We start from the raw sequence: 17,405 nt of genomic DNA on the forward strand, positions 1-17,405 counted from the left end.
TACATCTCCTTAACCCAGCACGCCTGCCGGCAGGCTAATATCGAATACGTCCACGAAGAGGTAGTAGAGCGCGACGGCTGGCACTACCGAGGTGAGCGCAAACATCAGATAACGCCGCCGGTGCTGTTTGCACAGAATGAGTATCTGCAGAAAGACGTAGACGACCGACGAAATCATGAAACCAACCGCGTCGAGTGCAGCCACGTAGCCCGCCATCAACACCACGCTCAGCGCTACGGCGCCGATTCCGCCCGTGGTCTGCTCACCTTCTGGCTTTGCGTCCGCAGGTACGTCCGAGGTCTTGCTGGCCGCGAATGCACCGCCGATCAACGCAAGTCCCACGAGCAGAAATAACACTGCAGTGAGCTTGGGTACGAAGGACGCACCGACGCCGATGGAACCGAAGTCCTTCACGTCCAGACTGGCCCAGAACAACAATGCTGAAAGCCCGAGCGAAATGACGCCGGTCAGGACATCGAGGCGCTGAGCCCCTTTCGAAAGCATCATGAGAACCCCTCCCACACGCCGCCGTGGCCGCCGACGCAGCCACGGGCACGATCGAATCAGTTGGCCGTGAACAGCGCTTTGTACTGCTCGAGCGCCTGGTACTGTTTGTTCGCGTACTGCGTGGCCTCGTCAGGCCCCATATAGGTTGGGGTCAAATAGAACTTGCTGGCCTCAGCTTGATATTCCGGGTTCTCGACCACCTTCTTCACGGCTGCCGAAAAGGTCTGCACGACGTCCGCGGGCGTGCCTTTCGGCATGGCGAAGTAGAAGAACTTGTTGAGTTCCAGCGGATAGCCCTGCTCCGCAGTAGTCGGCACATCCGGAATCAGCGGATTACGCTCAGGCGAGAGCAACCCAAGGTTGATGAAATCGCCGGACGTGAAGTAGTCCTTGGAAATACCGTATTGAAGGTTCGCCAACCCAATCTTGTGGCCACGCAGCGCGACGATCTTCGCCGCATTACCGCCCACATCGACGAGCGTAAATTCAGCGCCGAGCTGCTGCTCCAGTGCGGCACCCACGAGGTGCGGATAGCCGCCCGTCAACATGCCGAATTCGACGTCACCCGGATTGGCCTTGGCGTATTCGACCATCTCCTTCATCGTCTTGTAGGGCGCGTCTTTATGCGTCACAAGCACCGTGGTGTTATCCACCAGCGCCACGGCGACCATCTGGAACGCGTCCAATCCAAAATCCACCAGCCCGGCAAGCTTCGGCACCATGCCTTCGCCATGGAAGAACAGCGCCGTGTAGCCATCCGGTTTGGCCGACATCACCCGCCGCATGCCGATGGTGCCGCCGCCCCCATCCACATTGACGACCGCGAGCGATTGCCCCAGCTCTTTCTCCAGGTATTTGTTAAACAGGCGCGCGTTGACGTCGGTATCGCCACCCGGCGCGATCGGCAACACCACTTGAACCGGCTTACTCGGATAATCGACCGCCTGTGCCGCAACCGGTGCAGCGATGGCCGTGGTCAACATCAGGGCTTTCATCAATGTGCGGAGGGGTGAGAGGTGCATGTCGTTCTCCTTGTTATTGTCGATAGCAAACAGCTCGCCCTGGCCAATGCCGGACGTATATGGGAATCAGAACGGGAATACGGAAACGTCAGTGCGTCCAACGGCAGTCGTGACATCGGCATCACGATGTGGCGGGCAGCGGAACGTACTGAGGTAAATGGACGGAAATGAGGTCGTCATAGGGTACAAGCGACGAGAGATCGCATCAGGCATAAGGACTCCGGATTGTTATTGTAGGAGTGGATATGATTGCGCTGTCATACGACAAGCTAGAGGAACAATTCGGCGCGCGCAACCCTTCGTATTGGAAAATAACGATCGGGGAGGCTCTAGGCCGCGGAATCCTTGGCGCGCTTCACTGACGAAGGCTTGAAAGCGGCGAGAACTTGTCTGACAAGATCGATAGATCTTTCGCTTAGATTTAAAAGTGTTGCGAGTCGAGCACTCTATGAATCCGCGGGTTGCACTCGCCCTACGACATCCGCGTCACCGTAGCGCGGGTGACAACCCGCATACTCGGATCTCCGTCGAAACGTAAAAAGCCGCGCGGTTCACCCATCCTACGCGGGCCTACGCCTGGGCGATTCAGCCGCACGTTTTATTCCCAAGCACAAAAAAGCGGGTTGCACCACACCCCGTAGGGCGGGTGCAACCCGCGAAGAAAGTATCTTAGGAAGCGCTCAACCGAACAGCTGATACACCTTGGCATTCTGACGCGCGCGATTAAGATTACCCAACTCCGCACCGGCCTCGTCGCGATGTTTCTTGCAGGTGTTCACCGCTAGTGCATAAAGCTCGAGCAGGCTTTCCAAGTTCGCACGCAGCAGCTGCTCTTCGCCCTTCTCTACCGCCTCAGCCATCGCCAAATCGACCAGCATGCGGCAATCCAAATCCAGTACCGAGATCTTTTCCCAATCCTGCTGAATCAACGCGACCGCCAGTTCATTACGAATGGAGCCAAGGCGTTCGACAGCGGTTTCTTTCATAGCAGTATTCATCAGCGGGCTCCTGGAACTCAGGGCGCAATCGCGTCCCAGCCGGACTTGATTTCACGCAGCAGGGTAGCGACTTCGTCGAGGCAGGCCACGTCATCGTTCAGGTTGGCTTCGGTGAGCTTGCCGGTCATGTACTCGTACAGGCTGTAGAGGTTTTGAGCGATATCGCCGCCCTTCTCCAAATCCAGCGCCGCGCGTAGACCACCGACAATGCCGATGGCTTTACCAATCAATTCACCCTTCTCAGCCACCCAACCGCGCTCGATAGCACCACGAGCCTGCGCAACGCGCGTAAGGCCACCGTCGAACAACATTTGAATGAGCTGATGCGGGCTGGCTTCCAATGCCTTGGCCTGGTGGTTCACGTTTTGGTACTGGCGCATGGCTTTGAAAGCATTCATGACTGGGGCTCGCAATGGAGTGATTTCAGATACTTAAGTTAACGGCTCACAATGTGAAAACTTGAGGCCGAATCAGCGAAATCAAGACCCTACGACACCTGGCAGGCTCGCCAACGCACCCGCTAGGCTGTTGCTGGTAGAGCTCATCTGCCCCACGAGCGAATCCATCGCGTTGAACTGGGCCAGCAGCCGCGTCTGCAGCCTATCCATACGCAACGTAAGTGCTTCGTTCTGCTTGTCGATGGACTTGATCGTGCCGTTCAGGCCACTGATCCGCGTTTCGAGAATGCCGCCCGTTTGGGTGTAGACATCGAGCTTGCTGTTCATTCGGCTCATGAGGCCGTTGTCGCCGGTGAAGAACCCCGCTACGCCTTCGAAATTCGTATCAAGCGCTTTGGTCAGCTTCGTATCATCGATGACGAGCTTGCCGTCTTTACCCGTGGTGATTCCGAGATCGGCCAAGATGCGGACGCTTCCATCACCACCAGGCTGGGCATTGCCCAATTCGGTGCGCATCGTTGAAAGCAATTGGCGAACACCCGAATCGCCTACAAGCGCACCCGCAATAGGTGATTTGTCATCACCCACCTTGGTGACCTGCGTTTGTGTGCTGGTAGTGGTGATCAGGCTGTTGTACGCATCGACGAACTTCTTAATGTTCGTCTTCACGCCTGCCTTGTCTTCCGCGACAGTCAGCGTAATCGGCTTGTCCGTCGTGGTCGACGCGCCGTTAACTGTTGTAGTTACCGTCGTCGGCGCGGTAAGGGTGAGCGTTACGCCTTCAATTGCGTTATCTACCGTGTTGCTCGCACTCTGCAATTCAAGCCCATTGATGCTGAACTTAGCATTGGACGCCATGGAGATGTACTGGGCGCCGTTGGACGCGATGTTGCTCGTGCTGCCCTCAGGCCTGGCGGCGACATCCAGCTTCGCCAGATCTCCTGCGCCGGCTAACGTAATATCCTTGCCATCACCCATCTTGCTAGACGTCAGCATCAAGCGAGACTGATTGGTCGACGGATCGGTCACGACCGTAGCCGTGATGCCTTCATCCTTGAGCTGAGCATTGATCGCCGCACTAACATCACTGAGCGAAGACGCTTTATCCGTTCGCAGGGAGACGGTCTTGAGTGCATCGCCGCCAAGGCTGATGGTGAGTGAGCCGCCGGCGGCAAAGGTGTTTTCCTTGTCGAGAGGAGCGGACGCAACCGAACTCGCCGTTGCGAGGCTGGTAACAGAAAGCTTGTAGCTGCCCTGCGCAGCGGTTGTCGACGCCGTAGCGGATACGAGCGTGCTATCCGAAGACGTAGCGGTGCGGCCCTGAAACAATTTTGCGCTGTTCAGATCCTTCATCACCGTCTGCAGGTTTGCGATGCCCGATTTCAGCGAACCGAGACCCGAGATCTGCGCGGTCGTCTTGGTCTGCAACTTCGACAACTGGTCGGCCTTCGGCGCTTTTTCCGCGTTTACCATCGCCGTAACGATGCCGCTGATATCCAGCCCCGAGTTGAATCCACTAATCGTAGTAACAGCCATGACGTAAACCTCGTCAGTTCATTGACAGCTCAGCCCAGTATGGGGACTTATACAAAACGCGTGCCGTCTGGTTATGCTTTTGCTTGAAACAGCAAGCTGCGTGCTTCCTGTAACCGCTGCGCCAATTTGAGCGCTTCCTCGGACGGCATCTGGCGAATGACTTCGCCGGTGCTGGAGTCCGTCACCTTGACGACGACCTTGCCGCTGTCGTCATCCAGGGAGAATTTCAAATCACGGCGAATGCTCTGGGTGAAGGCCTCGACATTGGAGACCACCTCTTCCAATTCACTTGTAGATGAGTCTCGAACATCTTCGGCAGGCGTGGGCGTACTCGTCGCCAGCGGCGTAGCAGGCTGCGGACGACGCTCGGAAACCGCACCTTCTCTGCTCGACAGACGACCAGCAGGGATCGGACCTTGCTGATTGATTGACGTGATGTCCATGGTTTTGACCTCTCAACGAAGAACGGGGCGAAGCGCGAACGCTTCCCCCCGTGAGTCACACTAGCTTCGTACCGATTAACGCAGCAAGCTGAGAACAGACTGTGGCAACTGGTTGGCCTGAGCCAGGATCGCAGTGCCTGCCTGTTGCAGCACTTGGTTCTTGGTCATGTTGGCCGTTTCAGCGGCGAAGTCGGTGTCAGTGATGCGGCCTTTAGCAGCCGATACGTTCTCGCTGATGTTCTGCAGGTTGGCGATGGTGTTGTCGAAGCGGTTTTGAACCGCACCGAGGTCAGCGCGCTGCGAGTCGATCTGTTTGATAGCGTCGTCGATAACCAGAACAGCGGATTGCGCGCCAGCTGCGTTGCTGATGTCGATACCTTTGACGTTGTTCGCGTTATCGGTGGCATCAACCGCGTCGGTGCCCATGGTAATCGCTGCGAAGGTAACACCTGGGTCATTGTCGCCAGCAGTGAATGCGCCAATGGACTTGACCGCAGCAGCCATGTCATCGCCACTTTTGCCATTCGACTTGGAGATGATCTGGTACGCGCCTTCTTTGTCTTTCTGGACGCTGAAGCCCAGGTTGGCATCGTTCAACGCAGCGGCAATACGCTCGTTCGCCATGTCGACGCTGTCGCCATCTTTGAACGTTACGTCGATGGTCTTCGTAGTGTCGTCGTCCAAGGTAACTTCGATCGTACCCGAACCTGCTTTCACACCATCCGCAGCAGTGGCTTCAGTGAATTCGGTTTTGAAGTAGTTACCCTTCAGCGAGTCAGCAGCAGCCGAGTCGACACCTACGCTGATGATTTCGTTAGCAGCAGAACCTACTTGGAAGCTGGTAGTACCGAAAGAGCCATCCAGAAGTTTGCGGCCACCGAACGTAGTGGTGTTGCTGATACGGTCAAGTTCTTGCTTCAGCTGGTTAACTTCGGAGTTCAGGGCAGTACGCTCTGAATCACTGTTAGAACCGTTAGCCGACTGCAGAGACAGGTCACGCATACGCTGCAGGATGTTGGTGGACTGCTGCAGAGCGCCTTCAGCAGTTTGGGCGAGCGAGATACCATCGTTGGCGTTCTTCACCGCAACACCAAGGCCGTTGACCTGGCTGGTCAGACGGTTGGCGATCTGCAGGCCCGCTGCGTCATCCTTGGCACTGTTGATACGGCTGCCTGTAGAAAGCTTTTGCAGCGAAGTATTCAGAGAAGCAGAAGAGTTGTTCAGGTTGCGCTGAGTGTTCAGGGAAGCAACGTTGGTGTTTACGGTAAGAGCCATGATGTTGTCCTCCGAAGGACGGTAATGTTTGCCTGAGCTTGCGACCTCGGGGAGGGACATTGCCCAGGCACCCATGAAGTTCGCATTCGAGATTTGTATCGGCGCCTTGACAGAAAGCTTTAGGGCTGGATTTCAAAATTTTCCGCTTTGCCCATCTTTCGCTTGTAAATCGCTCACGCAACTTACACACCGCTACTTCCCAGCCACCGCAAACGGCGCTGTTACCTAACTTATCGGAGGCGTTTTCAAAAACTTTAGTAGCGCGGGTGATAACCCGCATGCCCCAATCTTCCGCCAAACAAAGGCCGCGGGTTCCACCCGCCCTACAGACAGCTTTCGCTCCGAATACCCCATAAAACCGCCAACCCCGTAGCGCGGGTGATAACCCGCACGCCCTAATCTCCCGCCGAACACAAAGCCGCGGGTTTTACCCGCCCTACGGCAACGCACGTTTTTTCTCGAAGCCGTGAACTGAACGCGGGCGGCGCCCCGGCAAGGACGGCATTCTCTCTGCCCATACACACGCAAAGGATTGCACGATGCCCCGCTATCGACGCGTTCGGGTCCCCGGTGGAACGTACTTTTTTACGGTGGTCACGGAGGGTCGCCAACCGATACTCACGAACGTCGACGTACGCCATGCTCTGCGAGATGCGATAACCCTCGTTCGCAAAGAGCGACCATTTCGTATTGAGGGATGGGTATTGATGCCCGACCACATGCACGCTATCTGGACCTTGCCGCCTGATGATGCAGACTTCGCGGATCGTTGGCGGCGCATTAAAGCCCATGTCACGCGTCAATGCGGTGAACGCTACGTGCAGCCCGATCGATTAACGTCTTACAGAGCGAACAAAGGCCATGGCACGTTGTGGCAGCACCGGTATTGGGAGCATTTGATCAGGGATGAACGCGATATGCGGGAGCATCTGGATTATCTGCATGGCAACCCGGTGAAGCACGGGTATGCGGATCGCGTTCGCGATTGGCCTTGGTCGACGTTTCGCCGTTATGTGCGCGAGGGCGTCTACGCCGAAGGTTGGGGCGGCGGTGAGCAAACGGTGGATGCGAAAAGGGAGTAGGTCGGCTTGTTCAGCGCGCGGTAACCAGCATTTCTGTATCCGATCCGGCGTAGAAAAGCCGCGGGTTTTACCCGCCCTACAGATGGCCAAAATCAAGCTATGAACACTGGAGTTTGCCCAGTAGCGCGGGTGATAACCCGCATGTTCCAGCGTTAAGGCCAACACGTAAGCCGCGGGTTGCACCCGCCCTACGGGGTCGGCGTACTGCGGGCGCATCGCGTGCCTTCGATTTCCGGATGGTAGCGGTTTGGGCTTACAAGTAATTGAAGAGGCTGAGGCTGTTGATCTTCACGTAACTCTGCTGCGCAGCCTGCAGGACGGTGGACTGGAGTGCCATGCGTGACAAGGCCTCGGCGTAATCCAGGTCTTCCAACTCTGACTTCACCGACTTGTTCACCAAACTGACGTCATCAATGAACGTTTCGGTTGTATCGATGGTGTTGAGACGTGCACCCACCTGACCTTGGACGCTGAGAATCTTGGCGCTGACCTTTTCCAGGTTGCTCAAGGCGATGGCTGTCTGATCGCGAATGACTAATCCGCTTTCCGGTGTGTCACCACCCGTTTCGAGCGCCTTGCGCAAGTCGGAAACGACGTTGAGCAAGCTCTTGTTTTCGGACTGCCGGTCTGTCGCAAACGTAAATGTATCCCCGGCCTGCGGCGTTCCGTCCAAGCGCATTTCGATACCACCGAATTTGACGACATCGGTCGTGGTGCTGTCTGTATCGACCGATCCGGTGCCTCTGACATCGCCAGCTGCATTACGAATTTCGTAGTTCTGCGCGCTCGTGAAGACGATCGACATCTGGTAGTCGTTCGGCGCAGGAAACTTTTGGTCGTAGGCAGCCTTATCAGTCACCAACGCTGTCGAGATACGCGCCGTGCTGTCGGGCAACGTACTCTGAGTCGTCTTCACTCGATTGACGTTCTCGATGTTCTCGAAAATCGCCTTGCCGCTGTCACTCACCGGCAAGAAGGTGCTGCTTGCGATCTGCACATTGCGCTGGCCTTCATCGCCCTGATAGCTGTAGGTGCCATCCGCATTGCGCATGAACGGCTGGGTATCCCCCATCGAACCGGAAAACAAATACTTGCCGTTGGCGTCCTTGCTGTTCAGCAGGTTCAACAACTCATCTTCGCGCTGCTTGAGCTCGGTCGCGAGTGCAGCGCGGTCGTTCGAATCCAACGCGCCGTTGCCTGCCTGTACGGCGATCTCCTTGATGCGTTGGAGCACGTTGCCGGTGATGGAACTGAGAATGACGTCTTCCGACGACAGCGCGTTCTTCGCCGCGGTCATGCCGGTTTTGTACTGCGCGTTGAGGGCTTCTTCCTGGCCGAGTTGCAGCAGGCGCACGGAGGCAACGGGATCGTCGGCCGGGGTGAGGATTTTCTTGCCCGTGCTGATCTCTTCCTGCGTCCGCGTGACGTTGGAATAGTTGTTCTGCAGGCCGGCCACGCCGTTGTTGAATGCCTGAACGGTAGAAATTCGCATGACTTAATCCTCAGCGGAACGCGCCGATCAGGGTATCGAACAAGGACCGCGCAACTTGAATCACCTGGGCCGAGGCGCTGTAGTACTGCTGAAACTGGATGAGCTTGGCCGCTTCTTCGTCGAGGTTGACGGCTGATAAGGAGTCCCGGTTGTCCTGGGCCTGCTTGAGTACGGCCTCGCTCGCAGCAGAATTCGTCCGCACCTGCGCCGTCAATGAGCCGACGCGCTCCACCAAACCGCCGTACGACTGGGTATACGTAGCACCCGTCGTGCCAAACCCGCCAATGGTAGGTTTGGTTTGCAGGCCGACCAGGTTCTGGGCATTGCGGTTATCGGAAACGCCCCCTGCGTTGAACGAGATACCGAAACGATCGCCTTGTTGCGGCGTACCACTGAGCGTGAATTCGAAGCGCTGACCGGCGTCATTCTGGATGCGCACCGTGCTTTGTTCGCCAGCCTTGAAGGTTGGCGCAGGCGTAATGGCCGCGCCGTCTTTGTCCACGTAGCTCCATCCCGCCGGCAGATCCATCGTGTAGCCGTCAGCGGTCACGTTGGCAGTCAGGTCAAGAGGAAGCGATGCTTTGAGCGCCGTGACGTCTATCGGCGAACTGCCCTCCGTCATGTTCGGCTGCCCGACGACGCCGCTGCCGCGGTTGGCAACGTCGACACCCGACGCGTTCTTGTAACCCGTGGTCGCTTTGGTTGCGCCAGCGAACGCCAGCTGGCTGGCATCAATCGCGGTGTTATCGATCAGCGACGCACCCCGCCTTGTTGGCTGCAAAGTAAAAACGTCACCGCTATTGGGTGTACCGCTCAGGCTCAGACTGAAGCCCTGGTCAGCACCGGTTGACGGATCGGTAAAGCGCAGCGTTGGTGGCGTACCACTCGCACTCACCGTCATTTCGGTGTTATCGCTCACCCGACGGGCGGTGTAATTCGTACCGTCGAAAGACAATCGGTAGTCGCTGTTGGTCAGCGTGCTCGTGTTGTCGATATTCAGCGCACCCGAGACGGCGCTGGTGTTACCCGAGCGACCGATCACGCGCAACGCCGCACTTTGCGGATCGTTAATATCCTTAAATAGCGATTTCCCCGCATTCCCCGCCAGGTCCAACCCCTGCCCCAGCTGCTTGTTCACCGTATCGGAAATGGTGAGCGCCAGCTGACCGAGGGTGTTGTAAGCCTGATCCAGCGCGGTATCACGGTACGCCAGGAGGCCACCCATCTCTCCGCCTGATACCTGATTGGTAACGTTCTGCGAAGTGCCGCCATTGGTGAGCATGATCTGGAAGCGCGAGGGATCATCCGCGCCGGCCACCGCAGACAGCTGAGACACCGAAGTGCCTACCACCAGTGGCTGTCCGGAACCGATGAACAGGTTCACCTGGCCGGCGTCCTGGTTCACGACCTGGATGCCGATCATGCCCGACAGCTGCTTGATGGCCTGATCGCGTTGATCGATCAGATCGTTCGGGTCCGCGCCCGCGGCCTTGGTGCGGGCGATGGCGCTGTTGAGATCCCCTACCGACTGCGCGAGCGAATTGACCTGCCCCGTCAACGCGCCGAGCTGCTGATTGATCAGCGTGTTCTGCTTGTCGAGTTGGTCGTAAAGCGTATTGAACGACTGCGAAAGACCAGACGCCTGAGCGAGCACAGCCTCACGCGCCGGGATCGACGAAGGATCTTGGCTAGCGGTCTGCAAGGTCGCGAAAAACTTTTGCAGTGCAGGCGTGATGCCGGTGGTGGCGTCGGAAAGCAAACCATCCAGCTGCGAGATCTGGCTTTTAAACGCTTGCAGCTCGGCGTTCTGGCTGTTGGCCGTGCGCAGCTGGCTGGTCAGGAAGTCGCTTGCCAGACGACGAACATCAACGGTTTGGCTACCAGAGCCGATATAACCAGCACCAGTAAACTGGGCGATGTTGGTCTGCGACACCGCTTCCTGGCGCGAATAGCCGGGGGTATTAATGTTGGCAATGTTGTGGCCGGTGACCGTCAGCGACGTCTGCGTGGTGCGCAGGCCGGACAACCCGATGGAAAGCAAGTCAGCCATGGCTCAGCCCTCAGAGTCGCTGCGTGCCAGTGCCGGCCTGCGCCAGCATCTGGATCGATTGATAGGTATCCATGTTCCGCGCGATCTGGTTGATCTTGCGCGCGTACTGGGGGTCGGTGGCGTAACCGGCCTTTTGCAATTCACGGGTGAATTGTTCGGAGTTGCCGTTGGTTTTCAGGGCATTGGAGTAACGACCGTTGCTCTGCAAAAAGCTTACGTAGTCGTGGAAGCTTTCCTGATACGAATCGTAGGCACGGAAGCTGGCTTTCTCGGTCACCGCCCTGCCGTTGACGTACTCTTGGGTATTCGCAACGGCGTTGTTGCCACCCCAACCATGGGATTTGATGCCGAATAAATTATTGGCGCTCGAACCGTCCGAGGTCTTGACCATGTGCTTGCCCCAGCCGGTTTCCAACGCGGCCTGGGCCACGAGGTAACGCGGGTCGACGCCGATACGCTTGGCGGCGGCTTCGGCCATCGGCAGCATGGTTTGCACGAATTCATCACGACTGCTGAAGCGCATCTTGCTGGATGTCACCGCAACCGCTTCTGCGTCAGCCGCTTTCTTCGCAACGGTGTCGTTTGCCGCGGTATCGGTCAGAAAAATGCGTTGCGGTGCCGCAACTTGATAGCGACCCGCATCGGATTCGGCCAGCGGATTGGTTTCGGCCTGTTTGCTCCATTGAGTGCGAATCTGCTCGGCAATCGAACGATTTTCCAATACGTTCTCGCCGGCCTCGGGCACGATGCGCGCAGCGATTCGCTCGGCAATGTTGCCTGGCAGCGCCAGGCGGCGTTGATTCATGCGCAGCGAATCATCGCGACCGCTATCCACTGGCGCCGGGCGCGCTGAGGTACGCAAGCTTTGTGCGTTGACGCTCGCGACTTCGGTCTTGGTAGCAACCTCGGCCTTGGCGGTGTTAGCAACGCTGGAAGCCGGCGCAGTCGCCGCAGCGGTCTCAGCGACCTGAGCGAATGGATTCTTGCGCCCGATGCCGTTCGCAGTCTTGCTCATCTGCCGCTCGAGCACGTCGGCCAGGCCGATGCCGCCGTTCTCGCGCGAGAGCGAAACGGACATCTGCTGGTCGTACATGTCTTGGTATTGCTTGACGGTACCGCTGGAGAACGGGCTGTCTTCGTCCGCGAGGGCCTGGTTGGCTTCGCGCATGGACTTCATCATCTGGTTCAGGAACAGCGACTCGAATTCCTGGGCGACCTTCTTCACGTTTTCCGGGCTGTCCTTGTCCTTCCCCTTCATTTGGGCAAGGCGGTTCAGATCGGTAAAGGTGCCGCTATCGGTTGCGCTGTAAGAACCGCCCAGACGTGAGTCCATGCCGGTCTCTCCTTAATTTCTTGAACCTGCTCTTAGATGACGATCAGGTCAGCTTGTAATGCTCCGGCCTGCTTAAGGGCCTCGAGAATCGCCATCAGATCGCCGGGCGCTGCGCCCACTTGATTGACGGCTCGAACAATCTCATCAAGAGTCGTGCCAGGTCCAAACTTGAACATCGGTTTCATCTCTTGTTCGGCCTTGACCTTCGAATTCGGCACGACAACCGTGTCTCCGCCGGCCAATGCGTTGGGTTGGCTGACAATCGGGTCTTCGCTGATGCTGACCGTCAGGCTGCCGTGGGTCACAGCGGCCGGCGAAACTTTGACGTTCTGGCCGATCACGATGGTGCCGGTACGCGAGTTGATGATGACTTTCGCGACGGCCTGCCCGGCCTCTACTTCAAGGTTTTCCAGGATCGAGATGTAGTCGACGCGCTGGCTTGGATCGAGCGGCGCGGTCACGCGAACCGACCCACCGTCCACGGCCGAAGCGACGCCTGGGCCGAGCAGCTCGTTGATCTTGTCGACTATGTGCTTGGCGGTGGTGAAGTCGGAACGGTTCAGGTTGAGCGTTAGGGTATTGCCTTGATCGAAGCCGCTCGGTACCGGGCGCTCCACCGTCGCACCACCGGGAATACGACCCGCCGACGGAACATTGACGGTGATCTTTGAACCGTCGCGGCCTTCCGCGTCAAAACCACCAACGACGAGGTTGCCTTGCGCGACTGCATAGATGTTGCCGTCAATCCCCTTCAACGGGGTCATCAGCAGGCTACCGCCCCGCAGGCTCTTGGCGTTACCAATAGACGAGATCGTCACATCGATGGTCTGGCCTGGCTTAGCGAAGGCTGGCAGATCGGCATGGATCGCTACTGCCGCGACGTTCTTCAACTGGATGTTGGTGCCCTGCGGAACACGAATACCGAACTGCGCCATCATGTTGTTGAAGGTCTGTACGGTGAACGGCGTCTGCGTGGTCTGATCACCGCTACCGGACAGACCCACCACCAAGCCATAGCCGATCAGTTGGTTGGAGCGCACGCCCTGAATGCTGGCGATGTCTTTCAAACGCTCGGCATGCAGCGAAGGGCTCAGTACCGCGAGCACCAGCAGCATGATCAACATCAGCCAATCAGTGGATAGCCGCCGCCCACGATAGCCGCGACGGCTGGTCGCGAATTGCTGGCGGCAGTTAACGGTTTGCGCACGCATGTCAGGCAACCTCAGAAAGGAAACAGCGGACTGGTGAAGAACTGGCTCAACCAACCAGGTTGGCTGGTATCGGCGAACGCCCCGGTGCCCGAGTAGGTGATGCGAGCATCGGCGACACGCGTAGACGCCACGGTATTGTCGGTTGCGATGTCATCTGCACGAACCAGGCCAGTGATACGCATCAGTTCATTGCCGGTGTTGAGGGTCAGCCACTTCTCGCCGCGCACCGCCAACACGCCATTGGGCAGTACATCAGCAACGGTCACGGTCAACGAGCCCGTCAAGCTGTTGCCCTGAGCGGCTTTCGACGCGCCGTTGTTGCTGCGTGAGCCGCCGAACTCAGCGCTCAAATCCATGCTGTTATCCGTCAGCGGGTTGACACCGCTGACGCGACCGCCAAACAGCGAGCTCAGGCCCAGATTCGCGTTGCTGGTTTTCGAGAGATCGGAGCTGGCGTTCTTGCTGGCCTGCGTCCGCTCTTGAAGCGTGACGGTAATGATGTCGCCGACGCGATACGCCTTGCGATCGGTGTAAAGGTTCTGATCGAAGCCCGACTGGAAGATCGCGCCGTTCGCCTGCGCAGCCGGCAATGGCGTGCGCGGCAGGACAGGTGCGTAGTACGGGTCGTTCGGCTTGGGAGCCGGAGCCATGCATCCTGCGAGCATCACCGCGGAGAGCGCGGGTACGAGAGCGAAAAGGCGGTTCATCGAGCGTTACCTCGCGGGTTAAACGTTCTGGTTCAAGAAGCCGAGCATCTGGTCGGCGGTGGAAATCACTTTGGAGTTCATCTCGTACGCACGCTGGGTGGTGATCATGTTCACCAGCTCTTCAACGGTGCTGACGTTCGAGTTCTCCAGGGTGTTCTGCAGCACGGTACCGAGGCCATTGAGGCCTGGCGTTCCGGTGTTCGGCGCACCGCTGGCACCGGTCTCGGCGAACAGGTTCTGCCCGACTGCCTGCAAGCCGGCCGGGTTGATGAAGTTGGCCGTTTGAATGTTGCCGATGATCTGCGGCTGAGAATTACCAGCAGTCACGACCGAAACGGTACCGTCTTCGCCCACGGTGAACGTGCGCGTCTCGGCGGGGACCACGATTGCCGGCTCCAGCGGGAAACCGTTGGCGGTCACCACCTGGCCGTCGGAGTTCAAGTGAAAAGTACCGTCACGGGTGTAGGACAGGCTGCCGTCAGGCATCACGACCTGGAAGAAGCCGTCACCATTGATCGCCATGTCCAGCGGCTGCTCGGTGGTTTGCAGGCTGCCTTCGGTGAATTGCTTCTGGGTGCCGACGATGCGCACACCGGTACCGAGCTGCAGACCCGAGGGCAACTGGCTGTCCTGCGTGCTCTGCGCGCCGGGCTGGCGATGTACCTGGTACAAGAGGTCCTGGAATTCAGCACGATCGCGCTTGAAGCCCGTGGTCGAGACGTTCGCCAGGTTGTTGGAAATGGTGGTCAGGTTGGTGTCTTGAGCCGAGAGACCGGTCTTCGCAACCCACAGTGCCTGCATCATGATGGAATTCTCCTCGAGCGTCGGATTCGTGACGCTTCATCTACTCGATCAGCTGAATTGCAAAACCTTGGCCATCGCGGCCGAGCCTTCTTCTGCCGTTTTCATCATCTTTACCTGGAGCTCGAACTGCCGGGACAGCGCAAGCATCGAGGTCATCTCGGCGGCCGCATTGACGTTGCTCGATTCGGTGAAACCTGAAATGACACGGACATTGGCGTCTTCAGCGGGGGCTGGTGAGCCGGCTTTCATGTGGATCAGGCCGTCGGGGCCCTTCTCCATCTGTTTTTCGTCTGGGTTCACCAGGCGAATGCGATCAACCTGCGCGAGTACGGCAGCGCTCTGCCCTTCCGCACGAATGCTGATGGTGCCGTCCTGGCCGATCTCGATCTTGCTCGCCGGCGGGATCGCGATGGGACCACCGTTGCCGAGCACAGGCGCGCCGTTGGCGGTACGCAGCATGCCGAGGGCATCGACTTGTAGGCTGCCCGTACGGACATAAGCTTCCTGGCCGTTCGGGTCTTGCACCGCCATCCAGCCTTGACCTTCGATAGCCACATCGAGATCACGACCGGTCTGCTGCAGCGCGCCGGGCGTGAAGTCCGTCGCTGGACGCTCACTCATTGAGTAAACACGGGACGGGTTCGTGTCACCGAAGACCTGCATGGACCGCGCTTGCTCGAAGTCACGGCGAAAGCCGGTGGTGGAGACGTTGGCCAGGTTGTTGGCGTGTGCCGCCAGCGCCTTCTGGTTTTGACTCGCGCCAGACATGGCAACGAAAAGCATCTTGTCCATGGAAATAACCTCGAAGTGACGGACTCTTGCCGCCGTAGCATCGTTTCAAAGGTTATTTAGCAAGGGGCGTGCCAGCAGGAATTCAGTGCGTAACGTACTGAATTTAAAAAGAAAGCCTCGTGAGAGGCTTTGAGGAGGGAATGAAGCGGCAGTTTTCTGCCGCTTCGAGGGATGAGTTGTTCCGGTGAACACAACGCTCTTCTGTAGGAGCCCACTTGTGGACGATCGGGTTTGGTGACGCGGCGCCGCATCTCCAGTCGTACTGGATTGCCCACAAGCTGATCACAGCCCGTGAGCTCCTACAAATAGCATTGAAACGAAACCACCGCGGGTTGATATCCGCCCCACGTCAAACGTAGGGCGGGTGAAACCCGCGTATACCGCCGGAAGATCAAACACCGCGGGTTACACCCGCCCTACGATTAACGCAGGTTGATGATCGTTTGGGTTACCGCGTTCTCGGTTTCGATCGTTTTGGCGTTTGCCTGGTAGTTACGCTGCGCAACGATCAGGTCGACCAGCTCGGTGGAAATATCCACGTTCGAGGCTTCCAGCGAGCCTGCTTGCAGCGCTCCCAAGGTGCCCGAACGCGGTGTACCGATCACCGGCTGACCTGAATCCGCAGACTCGACCCAAGAGGTCTTGCCGATCGGCGTCAAACCCTGGACGTTCGCAAAGTTCGCGAGCACTACCTGCCCCTGTACCTTGGATTGACCGTTGGTATAACGGGCGAAGATTTGACCAGTGTCGCTGATCTCCAATCCGGACAACATGCCCGTGGTGTAACCATCCTGATTGACGCTGTTCACCGCGAACGCGCTGTTGTATTGGGTGGTGCCGCGCAGATCCACGCCGATCGAAGCCGTTGCGGCAGCGCCGTTGGCAACGTACGTTGCCGGCGTCTTGCCGTCCGACTGCACCGGAGTCCAGCCTTTCAATGCAAAGGTGCCGTCCCCGTTGGACACCAGGCCACTTGCTGCGTTGTCTGCCTGGTTTGGAATGAGCAGTCCCTTGTCGGTGAAATCCAGGTCAACGCTGAGAGGCGTAGCGCCGTCAGCATTGGTGCTTCGGCCATCCAATGGGTTACGCCCATCTACCAAAACCTTCATGGACCAGCTGTTCGCACCATCCTTGACGAAATACTGGCTCATCACATGCGAGTTGCCCTCGGCATCGTAAATGTTTACCGACGTCGAAGAGTTATAGGTCGTCGGATCATCCGCGTTGAAGGGCGTATTGACCGGAACAGTATTGGTGGAATTTAGGTTCAGCGTCTGAGCAACCGTCGTGGTGGCCTTAGGCGCCTGGTTCGTCGTTTCCAGACGCAGGTCACCGCGCACACCGTCTTGCAACTGACCCGTAGCACTGGTCGGATAACCCTGCAACTTATAGCCGTTGTTATCGACGATGAAGCCATCCTTGTCGGTACCGAAGTAACCGGCACGGGTGTACTGGATCGCGCCGTTGTTGCTGGTCACGAAGAAGCCGTTACCGTTTACACCCATGTCCAGCGCGTTGCCGGTGGTATCGATCGTGCCCTGGTTGAACAGCTGGCCGACGTTACCGAGCAGTACACCGCTGCCGGTCTGATTGCGGCCGGAGCCAAGCATGGACGACGCGTACAAATCCTGGAACTCGGCGCGGGACTGTTTGAAGCCCACGGTGCTCGCGTTCGCGATGTTGTTACCGGTGATGTTGAGGTCTTGAGACGCAGCCCGAATGCCGCTGAGACCGATATTGAAAGACATGATGCTC

The 17,405-nt window shown here is 57.9% G+C and carries 16 protein-coding genes; 1 reads left to right on the plus strand and 15 read right to left on the minus strand.

The window, feature by feature from the left end; all coding sequences use genetic code 11:
* Positions 1-9: 9 nt before the first annotated feature.
* The 7 genes from IEY47_RS01385 to IEY47_RS01415 all read right to left on the minus strand — a co-directional run bounded on the left by IEY47_RS01385 (position 10) and on the right by IEY47_RS01415 (position 6,179).
* Positions 10-507 carry a tripartite tricarboxylate transporter TctB family protein gene (locus IEY47_RS01385; RefSeq protein WP_188981345.1) on the minus strand — a complete coding sequence of 166 codons (498 nt, stop codon included), beginning with the start codon at positions 505-507 and terminating at the stop codon, positions 10-12.
* A 56-nt stretch (positions 508-563) separates the two neighbouring features.
* The gene (locus tag IEY47_RS01390; protein WP_188981346.1) at positions 564-1,529 is read right to left on the minus strand and encodes a tripartite tricarboxylate transporter substrate binding protein; all 966 of its coding nucleotides are present in this window, start codon (positions 1,527-1,529) and stop codon (positions 564-566) included.
* Between the two features lie 680 nt (positions 1,530-2,209).
* Positions 2,210-2,527 (minus strand): flagellar protein FliT, encoded by a 318-nt coding sequence (gene fliT, locus IEY47_RS01395; RefSeq protein WP_188981347.1) that lies wholly within the window; start codon positions 2,525-2,527, stop codon positions 2,210-2,212.
* A 17-nt stretch (positions 2,528-2,544) separates the two neighbouring features.
* Complete coding sequence (fliS, locus tag IEY47_RS01400) at positions 2,545-2,925, minus strand: flagellar export chaperone FliS (RefSeq protein WP_188981348.1); 381 nt, start codon at positions 2,923-2,925, stop codon at positions 2,545-2,547.
* A gap of 81 nt (positions 2,926-3,006) precedes the next feature.
* Positions 3,007-4,461: a flagellar filament capping protein FliD gene (gene fliD / locus IEY47_RS01405; RefSeq protein ID WP_188981349.1), complete on the minus strand. Its 1,455-nt coding sequence runs from the start codon at positions 4,459-4,461 to the stop codon at positions 3,007-3,009.
* Positions 4,462-4,532: 71 nt separating this feature from the next.
* On the minus strand, positions 4,533-4,904 hold the full coding sequence (locus IEY47_RS01410; protein WP_188981350.1) for a flagellar protein FlaG: 372 nt from the start codon (positions 4,902-4,904) through the stop codon (positions 4,533-4,535).
* A 75-nt stretch (positions 4,905-4,979) separates the two neighbouring features.
* Positions 4,980-6,179: a flagellin gene (locus tag IEY47_RS01415; protein ID WP_188981351.1), complete on the minus strand. Its 1,200-nt coding sequence runs from the start codon at positions 6,177-6,179 to the stop codon at positions 4,980-4,982.
* A gap of 539 nt (positions 6,180-6,718) precedes the next feature.
* On the opposite strand from IEY47_RS01415, the gene IEY47_RS01420 reads away from it, so the two are divergent.
* Positions 6,719-7,261 carry an REP-associated tyrosine transposase gene (locus IEY47_RS01420; RefSeq protein ID WP_188981352.1) on the plus strand — a complete coding sequence of 181 codons (543 nt, stop codon included), beginning with the start codon at positions 6,719-6,721 and terminating at the stop codon, positions 7,259-7,261.
* Positions 7,262-7,514: 253 nt separating this feature from the next.
* Here IEY47_RS01420 and flgL read toward each other — a convergent pair whose 3' ends face one another.
* The 8 genes from flgL to flgE all read right to left on the minus strand — a co-directional run bounded on the left by flgL (position 7,515) and on the right by flgE (position 17,398).
* The gene (gene flgL, locus IEY47_RS01425) at positions 7,515-8,753 is read right to left on the minus strand and encodes a flagellar hook-associated protein FlgL (RefSeq protein WP_188981353.1); all 1,239 of its coding nucleotides are present in this window, start codon (positions 8,751-8,753) and stop codon (positions 7,515-7,517) included.
* A 10-nt stretch (positions 8,754-8,763) separates the two neighbouring features.
* Complete coding sequence (gene flgK, locus IEY47_RS01430; RefSeq protein ID WP_188981354.1) at positions 8,764-10,803, minus strand: flagellar hook-associated protein FlgK; 2,040 nt, start codon at positions 10,801-10,803, stop codon at positions 8,764-8,766.
* 10 nt (positions 10,804-10,813) lie between these two features.
* Positions 10,814-12,136, minus strand: a complete 1,323-nt coding sequence (locus IEY47_RS01435) for a glucosaminidase domain-containing protein (protein ID WP_188981355.1) — start codon at positions 12,134-12,136, stop codon at positions 10,814-10,816.
* Between the two features lie 32 nt (positions 12,137-12,168).
* On the minus strand, positions 12,169-13,260 hold the full coding sequence (locus IEY47_RS01440) for a flagellar basal body P-ring protein FlgI (RefSeq protein WP_188981773.1): 1,092 nt from the start codon (positions 13,258-13,260) through the stop codon (positions 12,169-12,171).
* 98 nt (positions 13,261-13,358) lie between these two features.
* Positions 13,359-14,054, minus strand: a complete 696-nt coding sequence (gene flgH / locus IEY47_RS01445) for a flagellar basal body L-ring protein FlgH (protein WP_188981356.1) — start codon at positions 14,052-14,054, stop codon at positions 13,359-13,361.
* A gap of 18 nt (positions 14,055-14,072) precedes the next feature.
* On the minus strand, positions 14,073-14,858 hold the full coding sequence (gene flgG / locus IEY47_RS01450; protein WP_188981357.1) for a flagellar basal-body rod protein FlgG: 786 nt from the start codon (positions 14,856-14,858) through the stop codon (positions 14,073-14,075).
* A gap of 48 nt (positions 14,859-14,906) precedes the next feature.
* Positions 14,907-15,650 carry a flagellar basal-body rod protein FlgF gene (gene flgF, locus IEY47_RS01455; protein ID WP_188981358.1) on the minus strand — a complete coding sequence of 248 codons (744 nt, stop codon included), beginning with the start codon at positions 15,648-15,650 and terminating at the stop codon, positions 14,907-14,909.
* A gap of 422 nt (positions 15,651-16,072) precedes the next feature.
* Entirely contained in the window at positions 16,073-17,398 is a 1,326-nt protein-coding gene (gene flgE / locus IEY47_RS01460) for a flagellar hook protein FlgE (protein ID WP_188981359.1), read from the minus strand.
* Between the last annotated feature and the right edge of the window lie 7 nt (positions 17,399-17,405).

The sequence above is a fragment of the Pseudomonas matsuisoli genome, assembly GCF_014647635.1.
GTDB classification, from domain to species: domain Bacteria; phylum Pseudomonadota; class Gammaproteobacteria; order Pseudomonadales; family Pseudomonadaceae; genus Pseudomonas_P; species Pseudomonas_P matsuisoli.